19 protein-coding genes are annotated in these 18,965 nt (G+C 71.8%); 10 read left to right on the top strand and 9 right to left on the bottom strand.

Features of this window, described 5'->3' with window-relative positions:
* Positions 1–2 precede the first annotated feature (2 nt).
* Entirely contained in the window at positions 3–443 is a 441-nt protein-coding gene (locus ACIQUC_RS09425) for a VOC family protein (protein WP_402265979.1), read from the bottom strand.
* 58 nt (positions 444–501) lie between these two features.
* Between ACIQUC_RS09425 and ACIQUC_RS09430 the strand changes: the two genes are divergently transcribed.
* The 3 genes from ACIQUC_RS09430 to ACIQUC_RS09440 are packed head-to-tail and all read left to right on the top strand — an operon-like array spanning position 502 to position 2,918.
* A complete protein-coding gene (locus tag ACIQUC_RS09430) occupies positions 502–1,536 on the top strand; it encodes a nitrilase-related carbon-nitrogen hydrolase (RefSeq protein WP_402265982.1) in 1,035 nt (344 codons plus the stop codon).
* Entirely contained in the window at positions 1,533–2,552 is a 1,020-nt protein-coding gene (locus ACIQUC_RS09435; protein ID WP_402265985.1) for an agmatine/peptidylarginine deiminase, read from the top strand. The genes ACIQUC_RS09430 and ACIQUC_RS09435 overlap by 4 nt, the downstream gene beginning before the upstream one ends.
* A gap of 48 nt (positions 2,553–2,600) precedes the next feature.
* On the top strand, positions 2,601–2,918 hold the full coding sequence (locus tag ACIQUC_RS09440) for a helix-turn-helix domain-containing protein (protein ID WP_022908430.1): 318 nt from the start codon (positions 2,601–2,603) through the stop codon (positions 2,916–2,918).
* 21 nt (positions 2,919–2,939) lie between these two features.
* On the opposite strand, the gene ACIQUC_RS09445 is transcribed toward ACIQUC_RS09440, so the two are convergent.
* Positions 2,940–4,070 carry an alpha/beta hydrolase gene (locus ACIQUC_RS09445; protein ID WP_402265988.1) on the bottom strand — a complete coding sequence of 377 codons (1,131 nt, stop codon included), beginning with the start codon at positions 4,068–4,070 and terminating at the stop codon, positions 2,940–2,942.
* A 330-nt stretch (positions 4,071–4,400) separates the two neighbouring features.
* Between ACIQUC_RS09445 and ACIQUC_RS09450 the strand changes: the two genes are divergently transcribed.
* The 4 genes from ACIQUC_RS09450 (at position 4,401) to ACIQUC_RS09465 (ending at position 7,968) form a co-directional block, all read left to right on the top strand.
* A complete protein-coding gene (locus ACIQUC_RS09450) occupies positions 4,401–5,813 on the top strand; it encodes an APC family permease (RefSeq protein ID WP_402265991.1) in 1,413 nt (470 codons plus the stop codon).
* Between the two features lie 34 nt (positions 5,814–5,847).
* Positions 5,848–7,233 carry an NAD-dependent succinate-semialdehyde dehydrogenase gene (locus tag ACIQUC_RS09455; protein WP_402265994.1) on the top strand — a complete coding sequence of 462 codons (1,386 nt, stop codon included), beginning with the start codon at positions 5,848–5,850 and terminating at the stop codon, positions 7,231–7,233.
* Between the two features lie 103 nt (positions 7,234–7,336).
* Complete coding sequence (locus ACIQUC_RS09460) at positions 7,337–7,567, top strand: type II toxin-antitoxin system VapB family antitoxin (protein ID WP_402265997.1); 231 nt, start codon at positions 7,337–7,339, stop codon at positions 7,565–7,567.
* Between the two features lie 74 nt (positions 7,568–7,641).
* Entirely contained in the window at positions 7,642–7,968 is a 327-nt protein-coding gene (locus ACIQUC_RS09465; protein ID WP_402265999.1) for a VapC toxin family PIN domain ribonuclease, read from the top strand.
* Between the two features lie 145 nt (positions 7,969–8,113).
* Here ACIQUC_RS09465 and glgX read toward each other — a convergent pair whose 3' ends face one another.
* The gene (gene glgX, locus ACIQUC_RS09470) at positions 8,114–10,132 is read right to left on the bottom strand and encodes a glycogen debranching protein GlgX (RefSeq protein WP_402266002.1); all 2,019 of its coding nucleotides are present in this window, start codon (positions 10,130–10,132) and stop codon (positions 8,114–8,116) included.
* Between the two features lie 148 nt (positions 10,133–10,280).
* Positions 10,281–11,015 carry an SDR family NAD(P)-dependent oxidoreductase gene (locus tag ACIQUC_RS09475; protein ID WP_402266005.1) on the bottom strand — a complete coding sequence of 245 codons (735 nt, stop codon included), beginning with the start codon at positions 11,013–11,015 and terminating at the stop codon, positions 10,281–10,283.
* Positions 11,016–11,092: 77 nt separating this feature from the next.
* Here ACIQUC_RS09475 and ACIQUC_RS09480 point away from each other — a divergent pair, with 77 nt between their 5' ends.
* On the top strand, positions 11,093–11,671 hold the full coding sequence (locus tag ACIQUC_RS09480; protein WP_402266008.1) for a TetR/AcrR family transcriptional regulator: 579 nt from the start codon (positions 11,093–11,095) through the stop codon (positions 11,669–11,671).
* Between the two features lie 68 nt (positions 11,672–11,739).
* Positions 11,740–12,192 carry a hypothetical protein gene (locus tag ACIQUC_RS09485; RefSeq protein ID WP_022907905.1) on the top strand — a complete coding sequence of 151 codons (453 nt, stop codon included), beginning with the start codon at positions 11,740–11,742 and terminating at the stop codon, positions 12,190–12,192.
* A gap of 22 nt (positions 12,193–12,214) precedes the next feature.
* Here ACIQUC_RS09485 and ACIQUC_RS09490 read toward each other — a convergent pair whose 3' ends face one another.
* From ACIQUC_RS09490 to gabT, 5 genes are all read right to left on the bottom strand, one after another.
* On the bottom strand, positions 12,215–12,367 hold the full coding sequence (locus tag ACIQUC_RS09490; RefSeq protein WP_402266011.1) for a hypothetical protein: 153 nt from the start codon (positions 12,365–12,367) through the stop codon (positions 12,215–12,217).
* Positions 12,368–12,418: 51 nt separating this feature from the next.
* Positions 12,419–12,913: a GNAT family N-acetyltransferase gene (locus tag ACIQUC_RS09495; protein ID WP_402266013.1), complete on the bottom strand. Its 495-nt coding sequence runs from the start codon at positions 12,911–12,913 to the stop codon at positions 12,419–12,421.
* A 151-nt stretch (positions 12,914–13,064) separates the two neighbouring features.
* Positions 13,065–14,435 (bottom strand): flavin monoamine oxidase family protein, encoded by a 1,371-nt coding sequence (locus tag ACIQUC_RS09500; protein WP_402266016.1) that lies wholly within the window; start codon positions 14,433–14,435, stop codon positions 13,065–13,067.
* Positions 14,432–15,976 carry an NAD-dependent succinate-semialdehyde dehydrogenase gene (locus ACIQUC_RS09505; protein WP_402266018.1) on the bottom strand — a complete coding sequence of 515 codons (1,545 nt, stop codon included), beginning with the start codon at positions 15,974–15,976 and terminating at the stop codon, positions 14,432–14,434. The genes ACIQUC_RS09500 and ACIQUC_RS09505 overlap by 4 nt, the downstream gene beginning before the upstream one ends.
* Positions 15,973–17,337, bottom strand: a complete 1,365-nt coding sequence (gene gabT, locus ACIQUC_RS09510; RefSeq protein WP_402266020.1) for a 4-aminobutyrate--2-oxoglutarate transaminase — start codon at positions 17,335–17,337, stop codon at positions 15,973–15,975. The genes ACIQUC_RS09505 and gabT overlap by 4 nt, the downstream gene beginning before the upstream one ends.
* 92 nt (positions 17,338–17,429) lie before the next feature.
* On the opposite strand from gabT, the gene ACIQUC_RS09515 reads away from it, so the two are divergent.
* Positions 17,430–18,962, top strand: coding sequence for a PucR family transcriptional regulator (locus ACIQUC_RS09515; RefSeq protein ID WP_402266022.1), 1,533 nt, complete (start codon positions 17,430–17,432; stop codon positions 18,960–18,962).
* The last annotated feature ends 3 nt before the right edge of the window (positions 18,963–18,965 follow it).

Consider the following 18,965-nt stretch of genomic DNA (forward strand, 5'->3'; position numbering starts at 1 on the left):
CGTCACCCTCGGGGCGCCGCGAACTCCAGGTTGACGTCGTCCGGGTCCTGCACGGACAGGATCACGAGCCCGAACGGCGGCAGGTCGGTCACCTCGCCGTGCGGGATCCCGGCCGCGTCGAGCCGACCGACCGCGGCATGGAGCTCGTCGACCGAGGCGACCCGGAACGACACGTGGTCGAGGCCGACCCGGTCGGGGTCGAACCGGTCCCCCACGGGCGCGACCGGACGGAGGCCGAGCGTCTGCCCGCCGAACGTGAAGGAGCACCCGCCGTAGGTCCGCCACGGATCGTCGTGGATCGTCGGGTCGTCGATCTGGTCGCTGAAGTCGCTGCCGGGAGGCATCCCGAACAACTGCTCGTAGAACGCCTTGCTGCGTCGGATGTCGGTGACCGTCAGCCGCACGTGCGAGAAGCCGAGCGGCGTGACGACGGGTTCGCTCATGCACCAAGAGAACACCGTGGGGCTTGCGCTCGTTGATCGCACGATCAACAATGGCGACATGGACGTCATCACCGGCACACCGCAGCCGTCTCCCCTGCACGAGGACACGGGCAGACCCCGACGCCGGGTGCGCGTCGCCCTCGTCCAGTCGCGCTGGCTCGACGACCCAACGGCGCACCGTGCACAGCTCGCTGACGGCATCGCCACCGCGGCCGCGAACGGCGCCACCGCGGTGTTCCTCCCCGAGCTCACGCTCTCGCGGTACCCGGGCGACACCCCGGCCAGCGGGACACCGAAGGACACGGCCGAGTCGCTGGAGGACGGCCCGACCGTCGCGTTCGCCCGGGACCGGGCGACGCAGCACGGGGTGTTCGTGCACGCGTCCCTGTACGAACGGCCCGCCGCCGACGACCTCCCCGAGGACCCGCGCGGCTACAACACGGCCGTCCTCGTGGCCCCGGACGGCATGCTCGTCGGTCGGACGCGCAAGACCCACATCCCGATCAGCGCCGGGTACTACGAGGACACCTACTTCCGCCCGGGTGCCGACGCCGATGCCTTCCCCGTCTACGAACCGACCGGACTCGGTGCCCGAGTGGGACTGCCGACCTGCTGGGACGAGTGGTTCCCCGAGGTCGCCCGGTCGTACGGCCTCGCCGGCAGCGAGGTCCTGGCGTACCCGACCGCCATCGGCTCCGAGCCGACGTTCCCCGACTTCGACACCGCGCCGATCTGGCGACAGGTGATCGTGGCGAACGGGATCACCGCCGGGCAGTTCATGGTCGTGCCGAACCGGTGGGGCGACGAGGGCGACATCACCTTCTACGGGTCCTCGTTCATCTCCGACCCGTTCGGCCGCGTGCTCGTCGAGGCACCCCGGGACGCGAGCGTCGTGCTCGTCGCCGACCTCGACCTCGAGGCCCGTACCGAGTGGCTCCGGCTCTTCCCCTTCTACGTCACCCGGCGACCCGACCTGTACGGCACGCTCGTCGACCCCGTCGACGAGGAGCGCCATGCCTTCGGCGCACGCGACGCGATCGACGCGGCCATCGCGGTGGCGGCGACCGACGCCGAACGCGAGGTGCGCGCATGACGTGGGCCATGCCTCCCGAGACCGCGCCGCAGGACCGCACCTGGATGGCGTTCCCACGCCCCGGGCTCACCCTCGGCGACGACCCGGCGAGCGCCGAGGGGGCTCGTCGCGTCTGGGCGGCGACCGCGAACGCGATCGCCGAACACCAGGCGGTCACCGTGGTCGTCGACCCGGTCGCGCGCGACGACGCCCGCCGGCTGCTGTCGGGCGGCATCGACGTGCTCGAGACGCCCCTCGACGACTTCTGGATGCGGGACATCGGCCCGACCTTCGTGCTCGACGACGTGACCGGTGCGCTCGGCGCCGTCGACTGGGTGTTCAACGGGTGGGGCGCCAACCCGTGGTCGACGTGGACGCGCGACGCCGAGGTCGCTGCCACGGTGGCCGCGGCGGCCGGCGCGGAACGGATCCCCTCGCTGCTCGTCAACGAGGGCGGGGCGATCCACGTCGACGGTACGGGGCGGGTCCTCGTCACCGAGACGGTCCAGCTCGATCCCCGTCGGAACCCGTACGCCGACCGCGCGCGGGTGGAGCACGAACTGGCGCGGACGATCGGTGCGACCGAGGTGGTCTGGCTCCCGCGCGGGCTGACCCGCGACTACGACGGGTTCGGCACCCGCGGGCACGTCGACATGGTGGCGACCTTCGCGGGTGCCGCGATGGACACCGTGCTGCTGCACGCTCAGCCGGACGCCGGCCACCCGGACCACCTCGTGATGCCGATGATCCGCCGGGCGCTCGAGGAGGCGACCGACGCCACGATCGTCGAACTGCCGGCGCCGAGCACGCTCACCGACGCGGGCGGCCCGGTCGACTGGAACTACGTCAACCACGTCGTGGTGAACGGTGCCGTGATCGCGTGCGCGTTCGGCGACCCGGTGGCGGACGACCGGGCGCGGGGGATCCTCGCGGACGTGTACCCGGGGCGCGAGGTGCGTGCGGTCGATGCCCGCGAGGTGTTCGCCCGGGGCGGCGGGCTGCACTGCATCACGCAGCAGCAGCCGGCGATGCAGTAAAGATCACTTCAGTAGCCATTACGCACCGTAATGCGTACTGCAGTGACCATGAGTGAGCAGGATCCGCGACTCGCACAACCCTTCCCGGCAGCCATCACGCGTTCCGCGCGAGCGATCGGATCGGACCTCGCGGGGTGGCGGAAGATCCTCGGCCTGACGGCCGAGCAGGTCGCCGATCGCGCCGACATCACGCGGGCCACGCTCAGGAAGCTCGAACACGGCGACCCGTCGGTCGGGTTCCACGTCGTTCTGCGGACAGCACGTGCGCTGGGGGTGCTCGACACGCTCACCGAGGCGCTCGACCCGTTGCAGACCGACCTGGGACGAGCGCGGGCGGACATGCTGCTCAGGAAGCGGATCCGGTGAGCGCCCGCGGCGCAGGAGACGTCAGGCCGCAGGCGCCCCGAGCCCGACCCGCGGCTGCAGCCAGTCGAGCCCCGCGGCGAGCGCCGCCCGTGCCGTCACCCAGCTGTGCCGGCCACCGGGCACCACCCAGGTGGCGACGTGCATGCCCGCGGCCCGGGCGCGCTCGGCCATCACCGGCATGACCGGACCGTAGGTCGTGTCGAGGGCCCCGGCGGCGAAGAACGCGTTCGAGTCCCGGAACGGCGCACCGGCCCGCAGCAGCGCCGCCGGCTGCGCGGCCGCCCACGCCGCCCGGTTCCCGGCGAAGCCCTCGGTGATCGTCTTCGTCACGCTGCCGAGCGACGGCCCGTCCTCGCCCGAGACGTCGATGAGGTTGCCGAACCGCGCGGGGTCGCCGGCGCCGAGCTGGATCGCGCAGGTGCCGCCCTGCGAGAACCCGCCGATGGTCCACGCCGACGCGGCGGTCTGCACGCGGAGGTGGCTCGTCACCCACGCCGGCACGTCCTGGGTGAGGTAGGTCCGACTGTTGCCGAGCTTCCCGTCGACGCACATCGGGTTCGCCGACTGCGGGCCGAGCTGGTCGGGGACGACGACGACGGGTGCGAGTCCGCGGTCGAGCGTCGCGAGGGCGTCCATGGTCCGCTCGATCTGCCCGCCGGTCTGCACGTCGTCGGGGCCGGCTCCGCGGGACTGCCCGGACAGCAGCACGTCGACGGGGAGCGCCGGTGGGTCGGCCGTGAGTGCGGCCGGCGGCAGGTAGAGCAGTGCCTGCCGGGCGGCGAAGTGCGACCGCGTGGCCGGGATCGTCACGCGGAGCAGTCGCCCCGTCGCGGGCAGGTCGGTGGGCGCGGTCCACGTCGTCGCGAGGTCGAGGCTCGACGGCTGCGGCGTGGTGCCCGGTGCCTCGGCGGCGGGCATCCCGCCGGTGGCCGCAGCGGTCGGTGCGAGCGTGGCGGGACGCGCGGTCGGCACGCTCGTCGCGTGGGCCGTGGAGGCGCGGGTCGGCTCCGCCGCGACGGCTCGCCCGGCGGGTGCGGCGCTGGCCTGGTGCGCGGCTCCCCAGCCGCCGGCGGCACCGAGCGCGAGGCCGACCACCAGGCCGGCGGCGAGCAGTCCCGTCGAGCGGGAGCGGGTCCCTGGTGTCCGTGTCATCGGTCGTCCTCGTCCGGCTCGCGTCCGGCCCGGTGCCGGTCGCGCGGAGCCGATCGTAGGGAGTCGCGCCGGGAGGGACCCGGCGGTTCCGGGCTGCTGGCTGAGCGTCTTCCCGGCCGGTCCCAGGGTGCGCGCCGCGTTGGAACCGACGCCCGCGACGGCAAGCGACACCGCGTACAGCGGCGTGGTGACGGGTGTACTCGGTGGCGGGTCCGGCCCAGGGCACCGCGTCGGTATCGTCAGCGGACCGGTCCACCCGACCCGGTCCGTGCACCGTCGCACGGACCCCGGCCCCCGCGGCTCCGGCCGCGAGCAGGAGGGAACTCCCCCATGGCGTCACCCACGATCGTCTCCGCCCCGCCCCGGCCAGCGCGCGGCGGGTCCCTGAAGCGGAGCCTCGGGCTGTGGGCGATCGTCGGCCTCGGGCTCGGGTACATGACCCCGACCGTGGTGTTCGACACCTTCGGCATCGTGTCCGGCGAGACGGACGGTGCCGTGCCGAGCGCGTACCTCATCGCGCTCGTGATCATGCTGCTGACGGCGATCAGCTACGGGAAGATGGTCCGCGTGTACCCGGCGGCGGGGTCGGCGTACACCTACGTGCGGGAGTCGATCCACCCGAACGCGGGCTTCATGGTCGGCTGGGCGTCGCTGCTGGACTACCTGCTGCTGCCGATGGTCAACGCGCTGATCATCCGCCTCTACCTCGAGCAGGTCTTCCCCGCGCTGCCCGCCTGGGTCACCGTCGTCGTCTACACGCTGTTCGTGACGACGGTGATCTGCCTGTCGATGCGGGGCACCTCGAACCTCAACATGGTGCTGCTCATAGGCGCGATCCTGGCGATGATCGCGTTCGTCGTCTTCGCCGTGATCGAACTCGTCGAGGGCGCCGGAGCCAGCACCGTGGTCAGCACCGAGCCCTTCGTCCACGACGGCGTGACGATGTCGGCCCTCCTCACCGGGGCGACGGTCGTGTGCTTCTCGTTCATCGGCTTCGACGCGGTGACGATGTACACGGAGGAGGCGAAGAGCATCCGCATCATGCCGAAGGCGATCCTGCTGACCGTCCTCATCGGCGGCCTGATCTTCCTCGTCTCGGCGTACTTCGCCCAGCTCCGCTTCCCGACCAACGCCCCGTTCGGCGAGTTCACCGACGACCCGCTGCCCCAGATCGGGCTGCTCGTCGGCGGCAAGGTGTTCCAGGCCGTCCTCGTCTCCGCCGGGTTCGTCGCCGCCCTCGCCTCCGGACTGGCGTCCCACGCGAGCGTCGCCCGCATGCTGCTCGTGATGGGCCGCAACAACGTCCTGCCCAAGAAGGTCTTCGGCTACGTCAGCCCGCGCACCCGGACGCCCATCCCGAACGTCGTGATCGTCGGGGCGGTCACGCTCCTGGCGATGACGTTCTCGCTCGACACCGTCTCGGCCTACATCAACTTCGGTGCGCTCATCGCCTTCACCTTCGTCAACCTGACGGTGATCGTGCACTTCGCCTGGCGCCAGGGCCGGCGTCGCACCGCCCGCGACCGCTTCTCCTTCATCGTCCTGCCCGGCGTCGCGATGCTGCTGACCGGTGTTCTCTGGTCTCAGCTGCACGCCGACGCCCTCATCGCCGGCGGCGTCTGGGCCGCGATCGGCTTCGTGTACCTGCTGGTGATCACGAAGGGGTTCCGGATCCAGCCGAAGGGGTTCGACGAGAACCAACCCGTCACCGGCGTCAACAAGCAGCTGACCGACCAGGTCTGAACCACCGCCCGGCCCGAACCACACAGGAGACACGATGAACGACACGGCCACCGTCTACGCGGTCACCGACCCTGCCACCGGCGACACCCTCGCCACGTTCCCGACCATCACCGACGACGAACTCCGTGGGGCCGTCGACACCGCCGACCAGACGCACGCCGGGTGGTCCCGCACGAGCACCGTCGCCGACCGCGCCGCACTGCTGCACCGCGTCGCCGAGCTGTACCGGGAGCGTCGGGACGACCTCGCCGCGACGATCGTCCGCGAGATGGCGAAGCCGATCGACCAGGCCGTGGGCGAGGTCGACTTCTGCGCCGACATCTACGACTACTACGCCGACCACGCCGAGGAGTTCCTCGCCGACCAGCCGATCGTGCTGGCGGACGGCAGCGAGGGCAGCGCGTTCATCCGGAAGTCCTCGATCGGTGTCCTGCTCGGCATCATGCCGTGGAACTTCCCCGCGTACCAGATCGCCCGGTTCGCCGGCCCGAACCTCGTCATCGGCAACACCGTGCTGCTGAAGCACGCCCCGCAGTGTCCCGAGTCCGCCCTGGCGATCGAGGCGATCTTCCACGACGCCGGCTTCCCCGTCGGCGCGTACACCAACGTCTTCGCGACGAACGACCAGGTCGCCGACGTCATCGCCGACCCGCGCGTGCAGGGCGTCTCGCTGACCGGATCCGCCCGCGCCGGAGCCGCGGTCGCCGAGATCGCCGGCCGCAACCTCACCAAGGTCGTGCTGGAGCTCGGTGGGTCGGACCCGTTCATCCTGCTCTCGACCGACGACCTCGACGCCGTGGTCGAGTCCGCCGTCGCCACCCGCCTCGAGGGCAACGGTCAGGTCTGCAACGCCGCGAAGCGCTTCCTGGTCGCCGACCACCTGTACGACGACTTCCTGGCGAAGTTCACCGCCGCGATGGCCGCGGTCGCCCCCACCGACCCGACCACGCCCGGCGCCGAGCTCGGTCCGCTGTCCTCGCCGGCAGCCGCCGACCGACTCGCCGCGCAGCTCGACAGCGCGCGCGAGCAGGGCGCGACGGTCGTGACCGGTGGTGAGCGACAGGGCAACGCCTTCACCCCCACCGTGCTCACCGGGGTCACGCCGGACAACGACGCCTACCGCGAGGAGTTCTTCGGCCCCGTCGCCGCCGTGTACCGGGTCGAGGACGAGGACGCCGCCATCACGATCGCGAACGACACCCCGTACGGCCTCGGCTCGTACCTGTTCACCACCGATGCGGAGCAGGCGCTGCGCGTGGCCGATCGCATCGAGGCGGGGATGGTCTACGTGAACATCGTCGGTGCGGACAGCCCGGAGCTCCCCTTCGGCGGGGTCAAGGCGAGCGGTTTCGGTCGCGAGCTCGGCCCGCTCGGGGCCGACGAGTTCGTCAACAAGAAGCTGATCCGCATCGGCGGCTGACGACGACCCGGGAGCGCCGGGGGCGGCGAACAGGTCCGCTGTGGCCGCTCTTATATAAGCGGGTGTATAGTCACATCTCCAGGGACGAAGAGCGGAGGACACGATGACCGTCACGACGATCGATCTCGACCAGGCAGTGCTCGACACCGCCAAGGAACTCACGGGTGCGCGCACGAACCGCGATGTCGTGAACCGCGCACTCCAGACGCTCATCGCTGTCCGACGACAGCCTGCCGCCGTCGAGCGGATCATCGGCCGGACCTTCACAGAGGAGCAGACGGAAGCTCCCGTCGTGCACTACGCCGCGCCGGGAGTCCCCTCGGACGAGGCGTGAGCGCATACATCGTCGACAACTCTGTGTGGTGGAAGGCCGCGCGCAGACCGGCCATCGCGGCGCGACTCCGCGTGGTGTCGACGCAGGACCTCATCCTCACCTGCCCACCACAGGTGCTCGAGTACTGCTTCTCCGCGCGCGATGCCGACGAGCATGCAGCGTTCCGGCGCGACATGGAGGTGTTCTTCCCTGCTGAGGAACATCCGAGCGAGGTCGACGTGCTCGACCTCCAGGCTGCGCTGTGGAACGGAGGGTACGTCCGAGGTGCAGGAGCAGTGGATGTGCTGATCGCCGCCTACGCGATCGCGAACGAGGCCATCGTGCTGACTGCGGACCACGACTACGACCACATCGCGGAAGTGGTGCCCGATCTCCGGCACGAGTACCTGCCGGAGCAGTGAAACCGGCCTCGGGTCGACGATGGACGGGAGGCGCGGTGCCAGCCGGCACTCCTCCCTCGCAGGCTCGGTCGGCGCGCCCCGCGCAACGCTTCGCGTTGCCGCTGAGCGGGGCGCGCTCCCGTCCGTCAGATGGTCGCGCGAGCGATCAGACCAACGCCGTGAACGACGCGTCGCGGAGCAGCACCGTCGTGGCGTCGTCACCGACCGCCTGGTCCGGGTCGCTCGACAGCCCGAGGGACCAGCGCCCACCGCCCGGCTTCTCCGGCAGGGTGAACTCGACGGTGGTCTCCGACGCGTTCAGCAGCACCGCCACCGTGTCCTCACCGTGCCGCAGCACGAGCATGACCGCGCGGTTGCCGCCGTCCGCCCAGTCGGCGTCCTCGAACCCCCGCGCGTCGGCGCGGAGGACGTCGACCGTCGAGTCGGAGTCACCCGGTGCCGTGCGGTACCACTCGGGACGGAGCGACGGGTGGTCGCGTCGGAACGCGATCGCCGCCGTCGTGAAGGCGAGCAGGTCCCGGTCGGCCGCCCCCCAGTCGAACCACGAGATCTCGTCGTCCTGGCAGTAGGCGTTGTTGTTGCCGCCCTGCGACCGGGCGATCTCGTCGCCACCGAGGATCATCGGCACGCCGGCCGAGAGCAGCAGCGTGCCGAGGAAGTTCCGACGCTGCCGGTCGCGGTAGTCGTTCACCACGCCGTCGTCGGTCGGTCCCTCGACGCCACCGTTGAACGACGTGTTGTCGCTCTCCCCGTCGTTGTTGTCCTCGCCGTTGGCCTCGTTGTGCTTCTCGGCGTACATCGTGAGGTCGGCGAGCGTGAAACCGTCGTGGGCGGTCACGAAGTCGACCGAGCACAGCGGGGATCGCCGGGAGCCCTCGTAGACGTCCGGGCTGCCGAGGACCCGCTGGACGGCGTCGCCCAGGGTGCCCGCGTCGCCGCGCCAGAACGCGCGCAGGTCGTCGCGGTACTTGCCGTTCCACTCCGACCAGTCGGCCGGGAAGCCACCGACCTGGTAGCCCGCGGTGTCCCACGGCTCGGCGATCATCTTCACCTCACGGAGCACCGGGTCCTGGTGGATGATGTCGAGGAACGCCGAGTGCTTCTCCGCCTCGCCGTCCTGGCGGGTCAGCGTCGTGGCGAGGTCGAAGCGGAAGCCGTCGACGTGCATCTCCTCGACCCAGTAGCGGAGCGAGTCGGTGATGAGCCCGAGCGCCGCCGGGTGCGACACGTTCAGGCTGTTGCCGGTGCCGGTCGTGTCGAAGTAGTTCGCCTCGTCACCCTCGACCAGCCGGTAGTACGACTCGTTGTCGATGCCCTTGAACGACAGCGTCGGGCCCATGTGGTTGCCCTCGGCGGTGTGGTTGTAGACGACGTCCATGATGACCTCGAGGCCCGCGGCGTGCAGGGCCTTGACCATCGCCTTGAACTCGGCGACCTGCTGCCCCGCGGTGCCCGAGGACGAGTACTCGTCGTGCGGCGCGAAGAACCCGATGCTGTTGTAGCCCCAGTAGTTCCGCAGCCCCTTGTCCTCGAGCGTGGAGTCCTGCACGAACTGGTGCGTCGGGAGGAGCTCGACCGCGGTGACGCCGAGGTCCGTCAGGTGCTGGATCGCCGCCGGGTGCGCGAGTCCGGCGTAGGTGCCGCGGATCTCCTCGGGCACGTCCGGGTGCTGCTTCGTGAAGCCCTTGACGTGGACCTCGTAGAAGACCGTGTCGGCCAGCGTCGTGCCGGGTCGCGTGTCGTCGCCCCAGTCGAAGTCGCGGTCGGCGACGACGGACTTCGGCATCGCGGGGGCCGAGTCGGTCTCGTCGATCCGCTCCGGGTCGTCCATGTCGTGGCCGAAGAGCGCCTGGCCCCACTCGTAGGTGCCGTCGACGGCGGTGGCGTAGGGGTCGAGCAGGAGCTTCGCCGGGTTGTGGCGGAGGCCCTTCGCCGGGTCCCAGGCACCGTGCACGCGGAAGCCGTAGCGGGTGCCGACGGTGACGTCCGGGACGACGTCGTGGAAGGTGTAGCCCGTGCGGTGACGGAGTTCGGTGCGGTGCTCGGTGCCGTCCTCGTCGAACCGGCAGAACTCGACGCGCTCGGCGCTGCTGGAGAAGAGCGCGACGTTCGCGCCGCCGTCGACGAGCGTCACGCCGAGCGGCGTGCGGGAGGAAGTGGTCATGTCGTCCTTCTACAGAACGGCCACTGTGACCTCGGCGTCCCGACGTACCCCGACGGGCGGGCCGCGGGCGATCCGTGACGCGGCTGCGTGCAGGACGGGAGGCGCGGTACCAGCTGGAACCGCGCCTCCCGTCCGTCAGCGGGTCGCGTCAGACCGCGATCCGGCCACCGTCCACCGGCAGGACCGCGCCGTGCACGAAGGACGCTGCATCCGTCGCGAGGAACACGATCGCCTCGGCGATCTCGCCGGCGGTGCCCGGACGGCCGGCGGGACCGGCCGCGGCGAGCTGATCGAGGCTCTCCCCCATCGCAGCCGTGCCCTCGGTCCGGGTCGGGCCGGGGCTCACGGCGTTCACGCGGACACCGGCGGGGCCGAACTCGGCCGCCCACGACTTCGTCAGCAGGACGAGCGCGGCCTTCGTCGAGCCGTACAGGCCCATGCCCGCCGCTCCGAACTCCGCGACCATCGTCGTGACGTTCACGATCGCGCCCGCGCCGCGCTCGGCCATCCCCGGCGCGAGGGCGGCGACCAGGAAGTAGGGCGCCTTCACGTTGATGTCGTACACCTCGTCGAAACCGTCCGAGGTGGTGTCAGCCGTGGCACCGAAGGGGAAGATGCCCGCGCTGTTGACGAGCACGTCGACCCGCCCGTCACCGATCGCGAGGGCCGCCTCGGCGAGCTCCTTCGCGCTGGTGGCGTCGCGCAGGTCCGCGCGGACGAAGTCGGCCGCGCCGCCGGCAGCCCGGATCCCCCGCACGACCTCGTCACCCCGCTCGGCGTTCCGGCCGGAGACGACGACGTGCATCCCCTGGGCGGCGAGGCGTTCGGCGGTGGCGCGGCCGATGCCGCTGGTGGATCCGGTGACGAGGGCGGTGGTGGTCATGGTCGATGTCCTAACTGAACAGATCGGTTTGGTTACGGTGCAGGTAACTGTACAGATCAGTGCAGTAAAGTCAAACCATGTCCGAAACCACGACCGGCCGCACGCGCCGCCGCCCCGCGTACGAGCGTGCGGTCGCCACCGCCGACCGGCTCTTCTACGAGCAGGGGATCCACGCGGTCGGGGTGGACCAGGTCGCTGCCGAGGCGGACATCTCGAAGGCGAGCCTCTACACGCACTTCCGGACGAAGGACGACCTCGTGCTCGGCTACCTCCAGGGTCGGAGCCGGTCGTGGCAGGAGCACGTCGCGGTCGAGCTCCCCGAGCGTGGCAGCACGCCGCGCGACCACGTCCTGGCGGTGTTCGACCTGCTCGGGGAGTGGTTCGAAGCGCCGGGGTACCGCGGCTGCCCGTTCATCAACGTCGAGGCGGAGTACGGCGCCGGGCACCCGACGCACGACGTGACACTCGAGCACCGTGCGTGGGTCCGGACCCTCTTCACGTCGCTGCTCACCGATGCCGGCACGGCGGACCCCGACGGCACGGCACTGCAGCTCTGCCTCCTCTACGACGGCGCGATGGCGAGCGCGCAGGCCGACCCGTCCAGGCCCTGGGCGGCGGCGGCGCGTGCGGCAGCCGAGCGGCTCGTCGAGGTCTGAGGTCCGGCAGCCCGACCAGCGGACTCACTCCGTGGTGCGCAGCGCAACTCCAGCTCTAGGATCACCACGTGACCACCGGTTCCCCGACTTCCCGACCCGTCCTCGTGACCGCTGCCGTCGTGCTCTGGCTCGTGCTGTTCGCGTGCGACCTGGTCGCACGGCTCGTGGACCTGCCCGGGACGGTGTCGTCCGGTGGCCCCTGGACCCTGGTGCCGTTCGTCGTCGGGCTGGCGCTCCTCGCCTGGTTCGTGTTCGGTGCACTCCGCGTCGGTCGTGGCTCCGGACGCGCGCGGTTCTGGATGGCCGTGCTCGGTGTGGTCGGAGCCATCGGCGCGCTCCTGCCGCCGTACGGACTCACCACCGTGAACGGCGCACTGGGCGCCGTCGCCGCGCTCGTGCCGTACCTGCCCGCTGCTCGCGGGTACTTCCCGCCGCGACCCCGCCGTGCACCGAAGGTCGCGCAGCCCCGGGTCGTCGGTTGGGATCCTGACACCGGCGAACCCATCCGCGCCGCCGACTGACGAGGGCGCGGACCAGACCGCGCTACTCGGGGTCTGCGGGCTCGCCGCCGGAGTCGTGGTCGCTGTCCTGCTCCGGGTCCTTCGTGGCATCGCCCGAGGGCGAGCCGTCCGGCAGGTCCTCGGTGTACTGCCGTTCGGCGTCTGTGGGGTCGCTGGCTCCGCTGGTGTCCGTCATGTCCCGGACCGTACGCGCGCTGCGTCCGGTGTCCGTCCAGCGGCGGGACGCTCAGCGGACGAGCCGCACCGTCGTGTCGATCGGGCCGAAGCTCGACGTCGCGCCGTCGGCGACGAAGCCGTTCCGTCGGTAGAAGGCGTGCGCCCGCGGGTTGTCCTCGGCGACCCACAGCGATGCCGGACGCGCACCGAGCACGGCGTCGAGGAGGCCCTGACCGGCTCCGCCCCCGTGGGCACGCTCGAGCACGTAGAGCATGGTGAGCTCCTCCGGCCGCACGGCGTCGGGTTCCGACGTCGGCTGGACCGCGGCGAAACCGACGATCCCCGTGGCGTCCTCGGCGACGACGGCGTCGAACGCCCTCTGTGCGAGGTTCCCGCGCCACATCTCGAGTCGCCGTCCCAGGTCGAACCACGGGCTGCTGTCCGGATCGTCCACGAACCGGCCGTAGGTCTCGCGCCACGACGTGGTGTGCACGCGCGCGATCCCCTCGGCGTCGGCGGCGGTCGCCGGGCGGATCGCCACGGCCTCGTCGTGCTGGTCTCCCATGGGACGACCGTACCGAGCGGACCCACACCGATGACGGACGGGAGGAGGGCCCCACCCGCCGGTTCCGTCGTGACGCGCCAGCGGCACGACGGCCGTGACGGGAGGGACGATGCGGGCTGGCACCGCGCCTCCCGTCCGTCTCGCCGTGGGTCTACTGCACCGCCGGCTGCGGCAGGGCCGCGAGGATCTCGGCGGCCGCTTCGCGGCCCATCCGCACCGCCCCGTCCACGTGCTGGTACCCGTGGCCGGCGAGGTCGCTCGACGCGAAGCGGATCGGTCCGACCGCCGCGCGCTGGTCGGCGCCGTAGCGGACGAGTCCACCGAGGTCGAAGCTCGCCGCGTACGCGCCACGGGTCCACTCCTCGGTGCCCCAGTCGCTCTCGTAGTAGACGACCGGACGACGTGCCTCGTCGCCGTAGTAGTGGGCGAGGGAGTCGAGCACCCGGGCCTTGCGGTCCGCCGGCGACAGCGCGAAGACGTCGTCGGCGTGCTGGTCGGAGACGAAGCCGACGAGCGTTCCCTGCTCCGAGCCGTGCATGGAGTTGTCGTACGCCTCGTGCACGAGCTCGTACGGGCTGAACGCGGTCCCGGACAGCCCGGCGCCCCGCCAGAACGGCCGGTCGTAGACGGCGTGCACCTTGATGACGAAGCCCATCGACAGGTGCTGGTGGAGCTGGTGCTGCCGGCGGGGCAGCGGCGGCTCGTAGGAGATGCGCGAGTACAGGGGCGGTGGCACGGCCACGAGCGCCTGGCGGGCACGGACCTCGATGCCGCCGTCGGCGAGCGCGACGACCCCCTCGTCGTCCCAGCGCAGCGTGCGGACCGGGGCGTTCAGGTGGACGTCGGCGCCGAGCCGCTCGGCGAGCCGCTCGGAGACCTGCTGCATCCCGCCGACGACGCGCTTGTCGAGGATGAAGTCGGCGTCGACGAGGTTCGAGAAGCTCCCCGCGGAGGCCGCCATGAGCAGCGCCTGCAGTGCCGAGAAGGTGTGGGCGGGCTTCGTCAGCATGGCGCCGGCGATGAACAGCTCGACGTTCTCGGTCGCGACCCGGTCGTCGCTCAGCCGGCGGAGCCACTCACGGAAGGAGACCTCGTCGAGCGCCGCGGCGTCCGGGGTCTCCCACGGACGGTCGGGATCGACCTTCGCGACGTACTCGTCGACGACGGCCACGAGCCGCTCGATCTCGACGGCGGTGGCCTCGGGCAGCGGGAAGATGTCGCCGGTGTACTCGGTGCGGGTGCCGTGCTCGTCGACGTAGACGCTGGAGCCCTCGCGGTAGCGGTCGTAGGTGTCGAGTCCGAGCTCGTCGAGGGTCTCGAGGAGCGCGGTCTGGTCCGGGGACACCCACTGGCCGCCGATCTCGAGGGTGACGCCCTCGATGTCGTTCGTCCACGTGCGGCCGCCGACGCGGTCGCGGGCCTCGAGCACCGCCACGGTCTTCCCCTCGGCGACGAGCCGGTTCGCGGCGATGAGGCCGGTGACCCCGGCGCCGATGACGACGACGTCCTTCTCGATGGTCATCGCTGCGCTCCCTTCGTGCGCCCGAACGGGTCGGGCGTCAGCGTGTACATGGTCTCGAGGTACTCGGCGATGCCCTCGCCGCCGCCCTCGCGGCCGAGGCCGGACTGCTTGACCCCGCCGAACGGCGCCGACGCGTTCGAGACGACGCCGGTGTTGAGCCCCAGCATGCCGGTCTCGAGCTGCTCCATGAGCCGCTGCCCGCGGGCCGGGTCCTCGGTGAAGGCGTAGCCGACGAGGCCGTACTCGGTGTCGTTCGCCGCGTCGATCGCCTCGTCCTCGGTCGAGAACGTGCGGATCGCGAGGACGGGTCCGAAGATCTCGTCGTGGAGCAGGTCGCTGCCGGGCTGCACGTCGGTGACGACGGTCGGCGCGTAGAACGTGCCGGGGCCGTCGACGGGGTGGCCACCGGTCCGGAGGCTGGCGCCGCGGTCGAGCGCGTCGGTGACGAGCCGGTGCGCCTTGTCGACGGCGCGCTGGTCGATGAGCGGTCCGATGGCGACGCCGTCCTCGGTGCCGCGACCGACGGCCATGGCCTCGACGCGTGCCGTGAGCCGCCGGGCGAACTCCTCGGCGACGTCCTCGTGCACGAGGAACCGGTTGGCCGCGGTGCACGCCTGCCCGGTGTTCCGGAACTTCGCGGCGAGCGCACCGTCGACGGCGAGGTCGAGGTCCGCGTCGGCGAACACGAGGAACGGGGCGTTGCCGCCGAGCTCCATGCTCGTCCGTAGCACGTTCTGCGCCGCCTGCGCGAGGAGGGTCCGGCCGACCGGCGTCGACCCGGTGAAGGACAGCTTCCGGAGTCTCGGGTCGGCGATGATCGGCTCGGAGAGCGCACCGGCGTGGGTGGTCGGCACGACGTTGACGACCCCGGCTGGCACACCGGCCTCGAGCAGCAGGTCGGCGAACAGCAGGGTGGTGAGCGGGGTGAGCTCGGCGGGCTTCACGACGACCGTGCACCCGGCGGCGAGCGCGGGGGCGACCTTGCGGGTGGCCATCGCCAGGGGGAAGTTCCACGGGGTGATGAGGAACGCCGGACCGACCGGCTTGTGGCTGACGATCGCGCGGCCGGTGCCCTCGGGGTTCGTGCCGTAGGAGCCGCCGATGCGGACGGCCTCCTCGGAGAACCAGCGGAGGAACTCGCCGCCGTAGGTGACCTCGCCGTTCGCCTCGGCGAGGGGCTTGCCCATCTCGAGGGTCATGAGGAGGGCGAAGTCGGCACGACGTTCCTGGAGCAGGTCGAAGGCGCGGCGGAGGACCTCGGCACGCTGGCGCGGCGGGGTCGTCGCCCAGCCGCGCTTGGCCGCTTCGGCGGCGTCCAGGGCGGCGACACCGTCCTCGGGGGTTGCATCGGCGATCTCGAGGAGCGTCTCGCCGGTCGACGGGTCGACCACCGGGAACGTCGCACCGTCGGACGCCGCTCGCCAGGTGCCGTCGATCAGGAGGCCCGTGGGGACCGTCGCGAGGAGCTCGCGTTCGGCGTCGGTGCGGACGGCCGCGCTGCGGTCGGTGCGGGTGCTGTGGTCGGTCTGGGTGTCGGTCATGCTGCGGCGAGTCCTTCCAGGACGACGTCCAGGCCTTCGCCGAGGAGGGCGTCGTCGATCGCGAGCGGGGGGAGGAAGCGGAGGACGTTGCCGTACGTCCCCGCGGTGAGCACGATCACGCCGTGCTCGTACGCGTACTCGACCACACGGCCGGTGAGCGCGGCGTCGGGTTCGCCGGTGGCCGGGTCGACGAGCTCGATCGCGACCATGGCACCGCGGCCACGGACGTCGCCGATGCGGGGGTCGGTCGACTGCGCGGCGCGGAGCCGTCCGAGCAGCACGTCGCCGATCGCCGCCGCGCGCTCGACCAGCCCGTCGTGCTCGAAGGCGTGGATCGCGGCGAGCGCTGCGGCGCACGCGACCGGGTTGCCGCCGTAGGTGCCGCCGAGCCCGCCGACGTGGGCGGAGTCCATGATCTCCGCACGCCCGGTGACGGCGGACAGCGGCATCCCGCCGGCCATGCCCTTCGCGGTCGTCACGACGTCGGGGACGATGCCCTCGTGCTCGCTCGCGAACATCGCGCCGGTGCGGGCGAAGCCGGTCTGCACCTCGTCGGCGATGAACACGACGCCGTTCGCGGTGGTCCACTCCGACAGCGCGGCGAGGAAGCCGGGGGCCGGCACGACGAAGCCGCCCTCGCCCTGGATCGGCTCGACGAGCACCGCGGCGGTGTTCTCGGCGCCGACCTGCTTCTCGATCTGCGTGATCGCGCGCTTCGCGGCCTCGACGCCGGACAGCCCGCCGTCGCGGAACGGGTACGACATCGGGACGCGGTAGACCTCGGGGGCGAACGGACCGAAGCCGTTCTTGTAGGGCTGGTTCTTCGCGGTGAGCGCCATCGTCAGGTTCGTCCGGCCGTGGTAGGCGTGGTCGAACACCACGATCGCCTGCCTGCCGGTGTGCTTGCGGGCGATCTTCACCGCGTTCTCGACCGCCTCGGCGCCGGAGTTGAACAGGGCGGTCTTCTTGGCGTGGTCACCGGGGGTGAGCCGGTTGAGCGCCTCGGCGACCTCGACGTACCCGTCGTAGGCGGCGATGGTGAAGCACGTGTGGGTGAACGCCTGGACCTGCTCCTGCACGGCGGCGACGACGCCGGGGTGCGCGTTGCCGACGCTCGTGACGGCGATCCCGGAGCCGAGGTCCACGAGCGAGTTGCCGTCCGCGTCGACGACCACGCCGCCACCGGCCGCGACGACCGCGATCGGCACCGCGACCCCGACACCAGACGCGACGGCGGCGGCCTTCCGTTCGAGGAGCGCTCGGGAGCGGGGACCCGGCACCTCGGTGACGAGCCGCCGTTCCTGCGGCAGCGAGGGGCCACCCGTGGCGGCGCTGGTCGAGGGTGCAGCGGTGGAGGACATGCGGCGATCGTAGGAGCCACCCGCCCACGGCGGGGCTGTCCATCGTGTACACCGACGGCCACCTCGATCGCCGCGAGGGATAGGGTGTACCCATGCCCGCGACCCTGCGCTCCCTGCTGCACCGCGCCGACCTGCGGCTCCGGCTCCTCACGGCGACCGACGCGGCCCTCGACGCGCCACTGTCCTGGCTGCACAGCTCGGACCTCGAGGACCCGACGCCGTTCCTCGCGGACGGGCAGGGACTGCTCACCACGGGCACCCAGTTCGGCGTGGACACCGAGGTCACGGCTGAGGTCGCCGACGCCTACGTCGCCCGACTGGTGCGCCGGGGCGTGGTCGCGCTCGGGTTCGGCGACGAGGTCGTGCGCACCGGCACCCCGCCACAGCTGGTCGACGCCTGCACCGAGCAGGGGCTCGCACTCTTCGAGGTGCCGTACGCGACCTCGTTCATCGCCGTCGCGCAGGCGAACGCGGACGCCGTCGCCCGTGACGCCAACGCCCGGAACGCCTGGGCCCTCGCCGCGCAGCGCGCCATCTCGCTCGCGGCCATGCGTCCGGACGGCCTCGGGGCGACCATCGCCGAGCTGTCCCGGCAGCTCGACGGGTGGGTCGGACTGTTCGACCTCTCCGGGCGGCTCGACCGTGGACACCCGGCAGCGGGCGTCACGACCGAGGACCTCGAGGTGCTCCGGGCCGAATCGCTCCGGCTGCTCCGTGCCGGTGCGCGTGCGAGCCTGCCGGTGACGACCGAGCACCGCACCGGGTTCACGCTGCAGACGCTCGGCAGCGGCGGACACCTCAGCGGCGTCCTCGCGATCGCGAACGGCGGGACGCTCGACCGGGCCGGCCGCGAGGTCGTGACCGCGGTGATCGCGCTGGCCGGTCTCGCACTGCAGCAGAACCGCGAGCTCGCCCGTGCGCGAGGGCTCCTCCGCACCGGACTCCTGACGATGCTGTCGGTGGGCGACCCCGCCGTGGTGGACTCGACCTCGCGCGAGGTGTGGGGACCGTTGCCGCCGGAGCCCGTCCGGATCGCCGCCGTGGACGTCCCCGACCAGGACCTCGACACCGTGGTCGACCTGCTCGAACTCTGGGTGCAGGACCGCCCCGGGCAGCTCTTCTTCGCGACGGACGACGAGCTCTTCCTGTGCGTCGGCGCCGAGGACACCGGGATCGTCGAGGAGCTCGTGGACCGCTTCGACCTGCACGCCGGCCTCTCGGACGGCGCCTCCTACCGGTACTTCGGCCGCGCCCGGACCGAGGCCGTGCAGGCGCTCGACCGACGCCGTCAGGGACGCCCTGGCACCACCGAGTTCGGCGACCTCGCCCGCGAGGGGGTGCTCGCCCACCTCGCCCACGTGGACGTCGACGCCGGGGCCGTGGCACGCGCGTTCCTCGCGCCGCTCGTCGACCACGACCGGACGGCCGGGACCGAGCTCACCCGCACCGTGCGGGCCTGGCTCGAGCAGAACTGCGAGTACGACCGCACCGCACAGGCCCTCGGCATCCACCGGCACACCGCACGCGCCCGGGTCGAGCACGCCGGACGGCTCCTCGACCGGGACCTGTCGGTGTTCGCGACCCGCGCCGACCTCTGGGCGGCGTTCGTCGTCGACGGCGCGTGAGCC

The organism is Curtobacterium sp. NPDC098951 (genome assembly GCF_044759965.1).
Lineage (GTDB): Bacteria > Actinomycetota > Actinomycetes > Actinomycetales > Microbacteriaceae > Curtobacterium.

Coding starts and splice junctions, on each gene's coding strand:
- ACIQUC_RS09495 (WP_402266013.1), bottom strand. CDS start 12,913: ATGGGAGACCAGCACGACGAGGCCGTGGCGATCCGCCCGGCGACCGCC.
- ACIQUC_RS09435 (WP_402265985.1), top strand. CDS start 1,533: ATGACGTGGGCCATGCCTCCCGAGACCGCGCCGCAGGACCGCACCTGG.
- ACIQUC_RS09480 (WP_402266008.1), top strand. CDS start 11,093: ATGTCCGAAACCACGACCGGCCGCACGCGCCGCCGCCCCGCGTACGAG.
- ACIQUC_RS09445 (WP_402265988.1), bottom strand. CDS start 4,070: ATGACACGGACACCAGGGACCCGCTCCCGCTCGACGGGACTGCTCGCC.
- ACIQUC_RS09440 (WP_022908430.1), top strand. CDS start 2,601: ATGAGTGAGCAGGATCCGCGACTCGCACAACCCTTCCCGGCAGCCATC.
- ACIQUC_RS09490 (WP_402266011.1), bottom strand. CDS start 12,367: ATGACGGACACCAGCGGAGCCAGCGACCCCACAGACGCCGAACGGCAG.
- ACIQUC_RS09425 (WP_402265979.1), bottom strand. CDS start 443: ATGAGCGAACCCGTCGTCACGCCGCTCGGCTTCTCGCACGTGCGGCTG.
- ACIQUC_RS09515 (WP_402266022.1), top strand. CDS start 17,430: ATGCCCGCGACCCTGCGCTCCCTGCTGCACCGCGCCGACCTGCGGCTC.
- ACIQUC_RS09475 (WP_402266005.1), bottom strand. CDS start 11,015: ATGACCACCACCGCCCTCGTCACCGGATCCACCAGCGGCATCGGCCGC.
- ACIQUC_RS09505 (WP_402266018.1), bottom strand. CDS start 15,976: ATGACCGACACCCAGACCGACCACAGCACCCGCACCGACCGCAGCGCG.
- ACIQUC_RS09450 (WP_402265991.1), top strand. CDS start 4,401: ATGGCGTCACCCACGATCGTCTCCGCCCCGCCCCGGCCAGCGCGCGGC.
- ACIQUC_RS09430 (WP_402265982.1), top strand. CDS start 502: ATGGACGTCATCACCGGCACACCGCAGCCGTCTCCCCTGCACGAGGAC.
- ACIQUC_RS09455 (WP_402265994.1), top strand. CDS start 5,848: ATGAACGACACGGCCACCGTCTACGCGGTCACCGACCCTGCCACCGGC.
- gabT (WP_402266020.1), bottom strand. CDS start 17,337: ATGTCCTCCACCGCTGCACCCTCGACCAGCGCCGCCACGGGTGGCCCC.
- ACIQUC_RS09460 (WP_402265997.1), top strand. CDS start 7,337: ATGACCGTCACGACGATCGATCTCGACCAGGCAGTGCTCGACACCGCC.
- ACIQUC_RS09500 (WP_402266016.1), bottom strand. CDS start 14,435: ATGACCATCGAGAAGGACGTCGTCGTCATCGGCGCCGGGGTCACCGGC.
- glgX (WP_402266002.1), bottom strand. CDS start 10,132: ATGACCACTTCCTCCCGCACGCCGCTCGGCGTGACGCTCGTCGACGGC.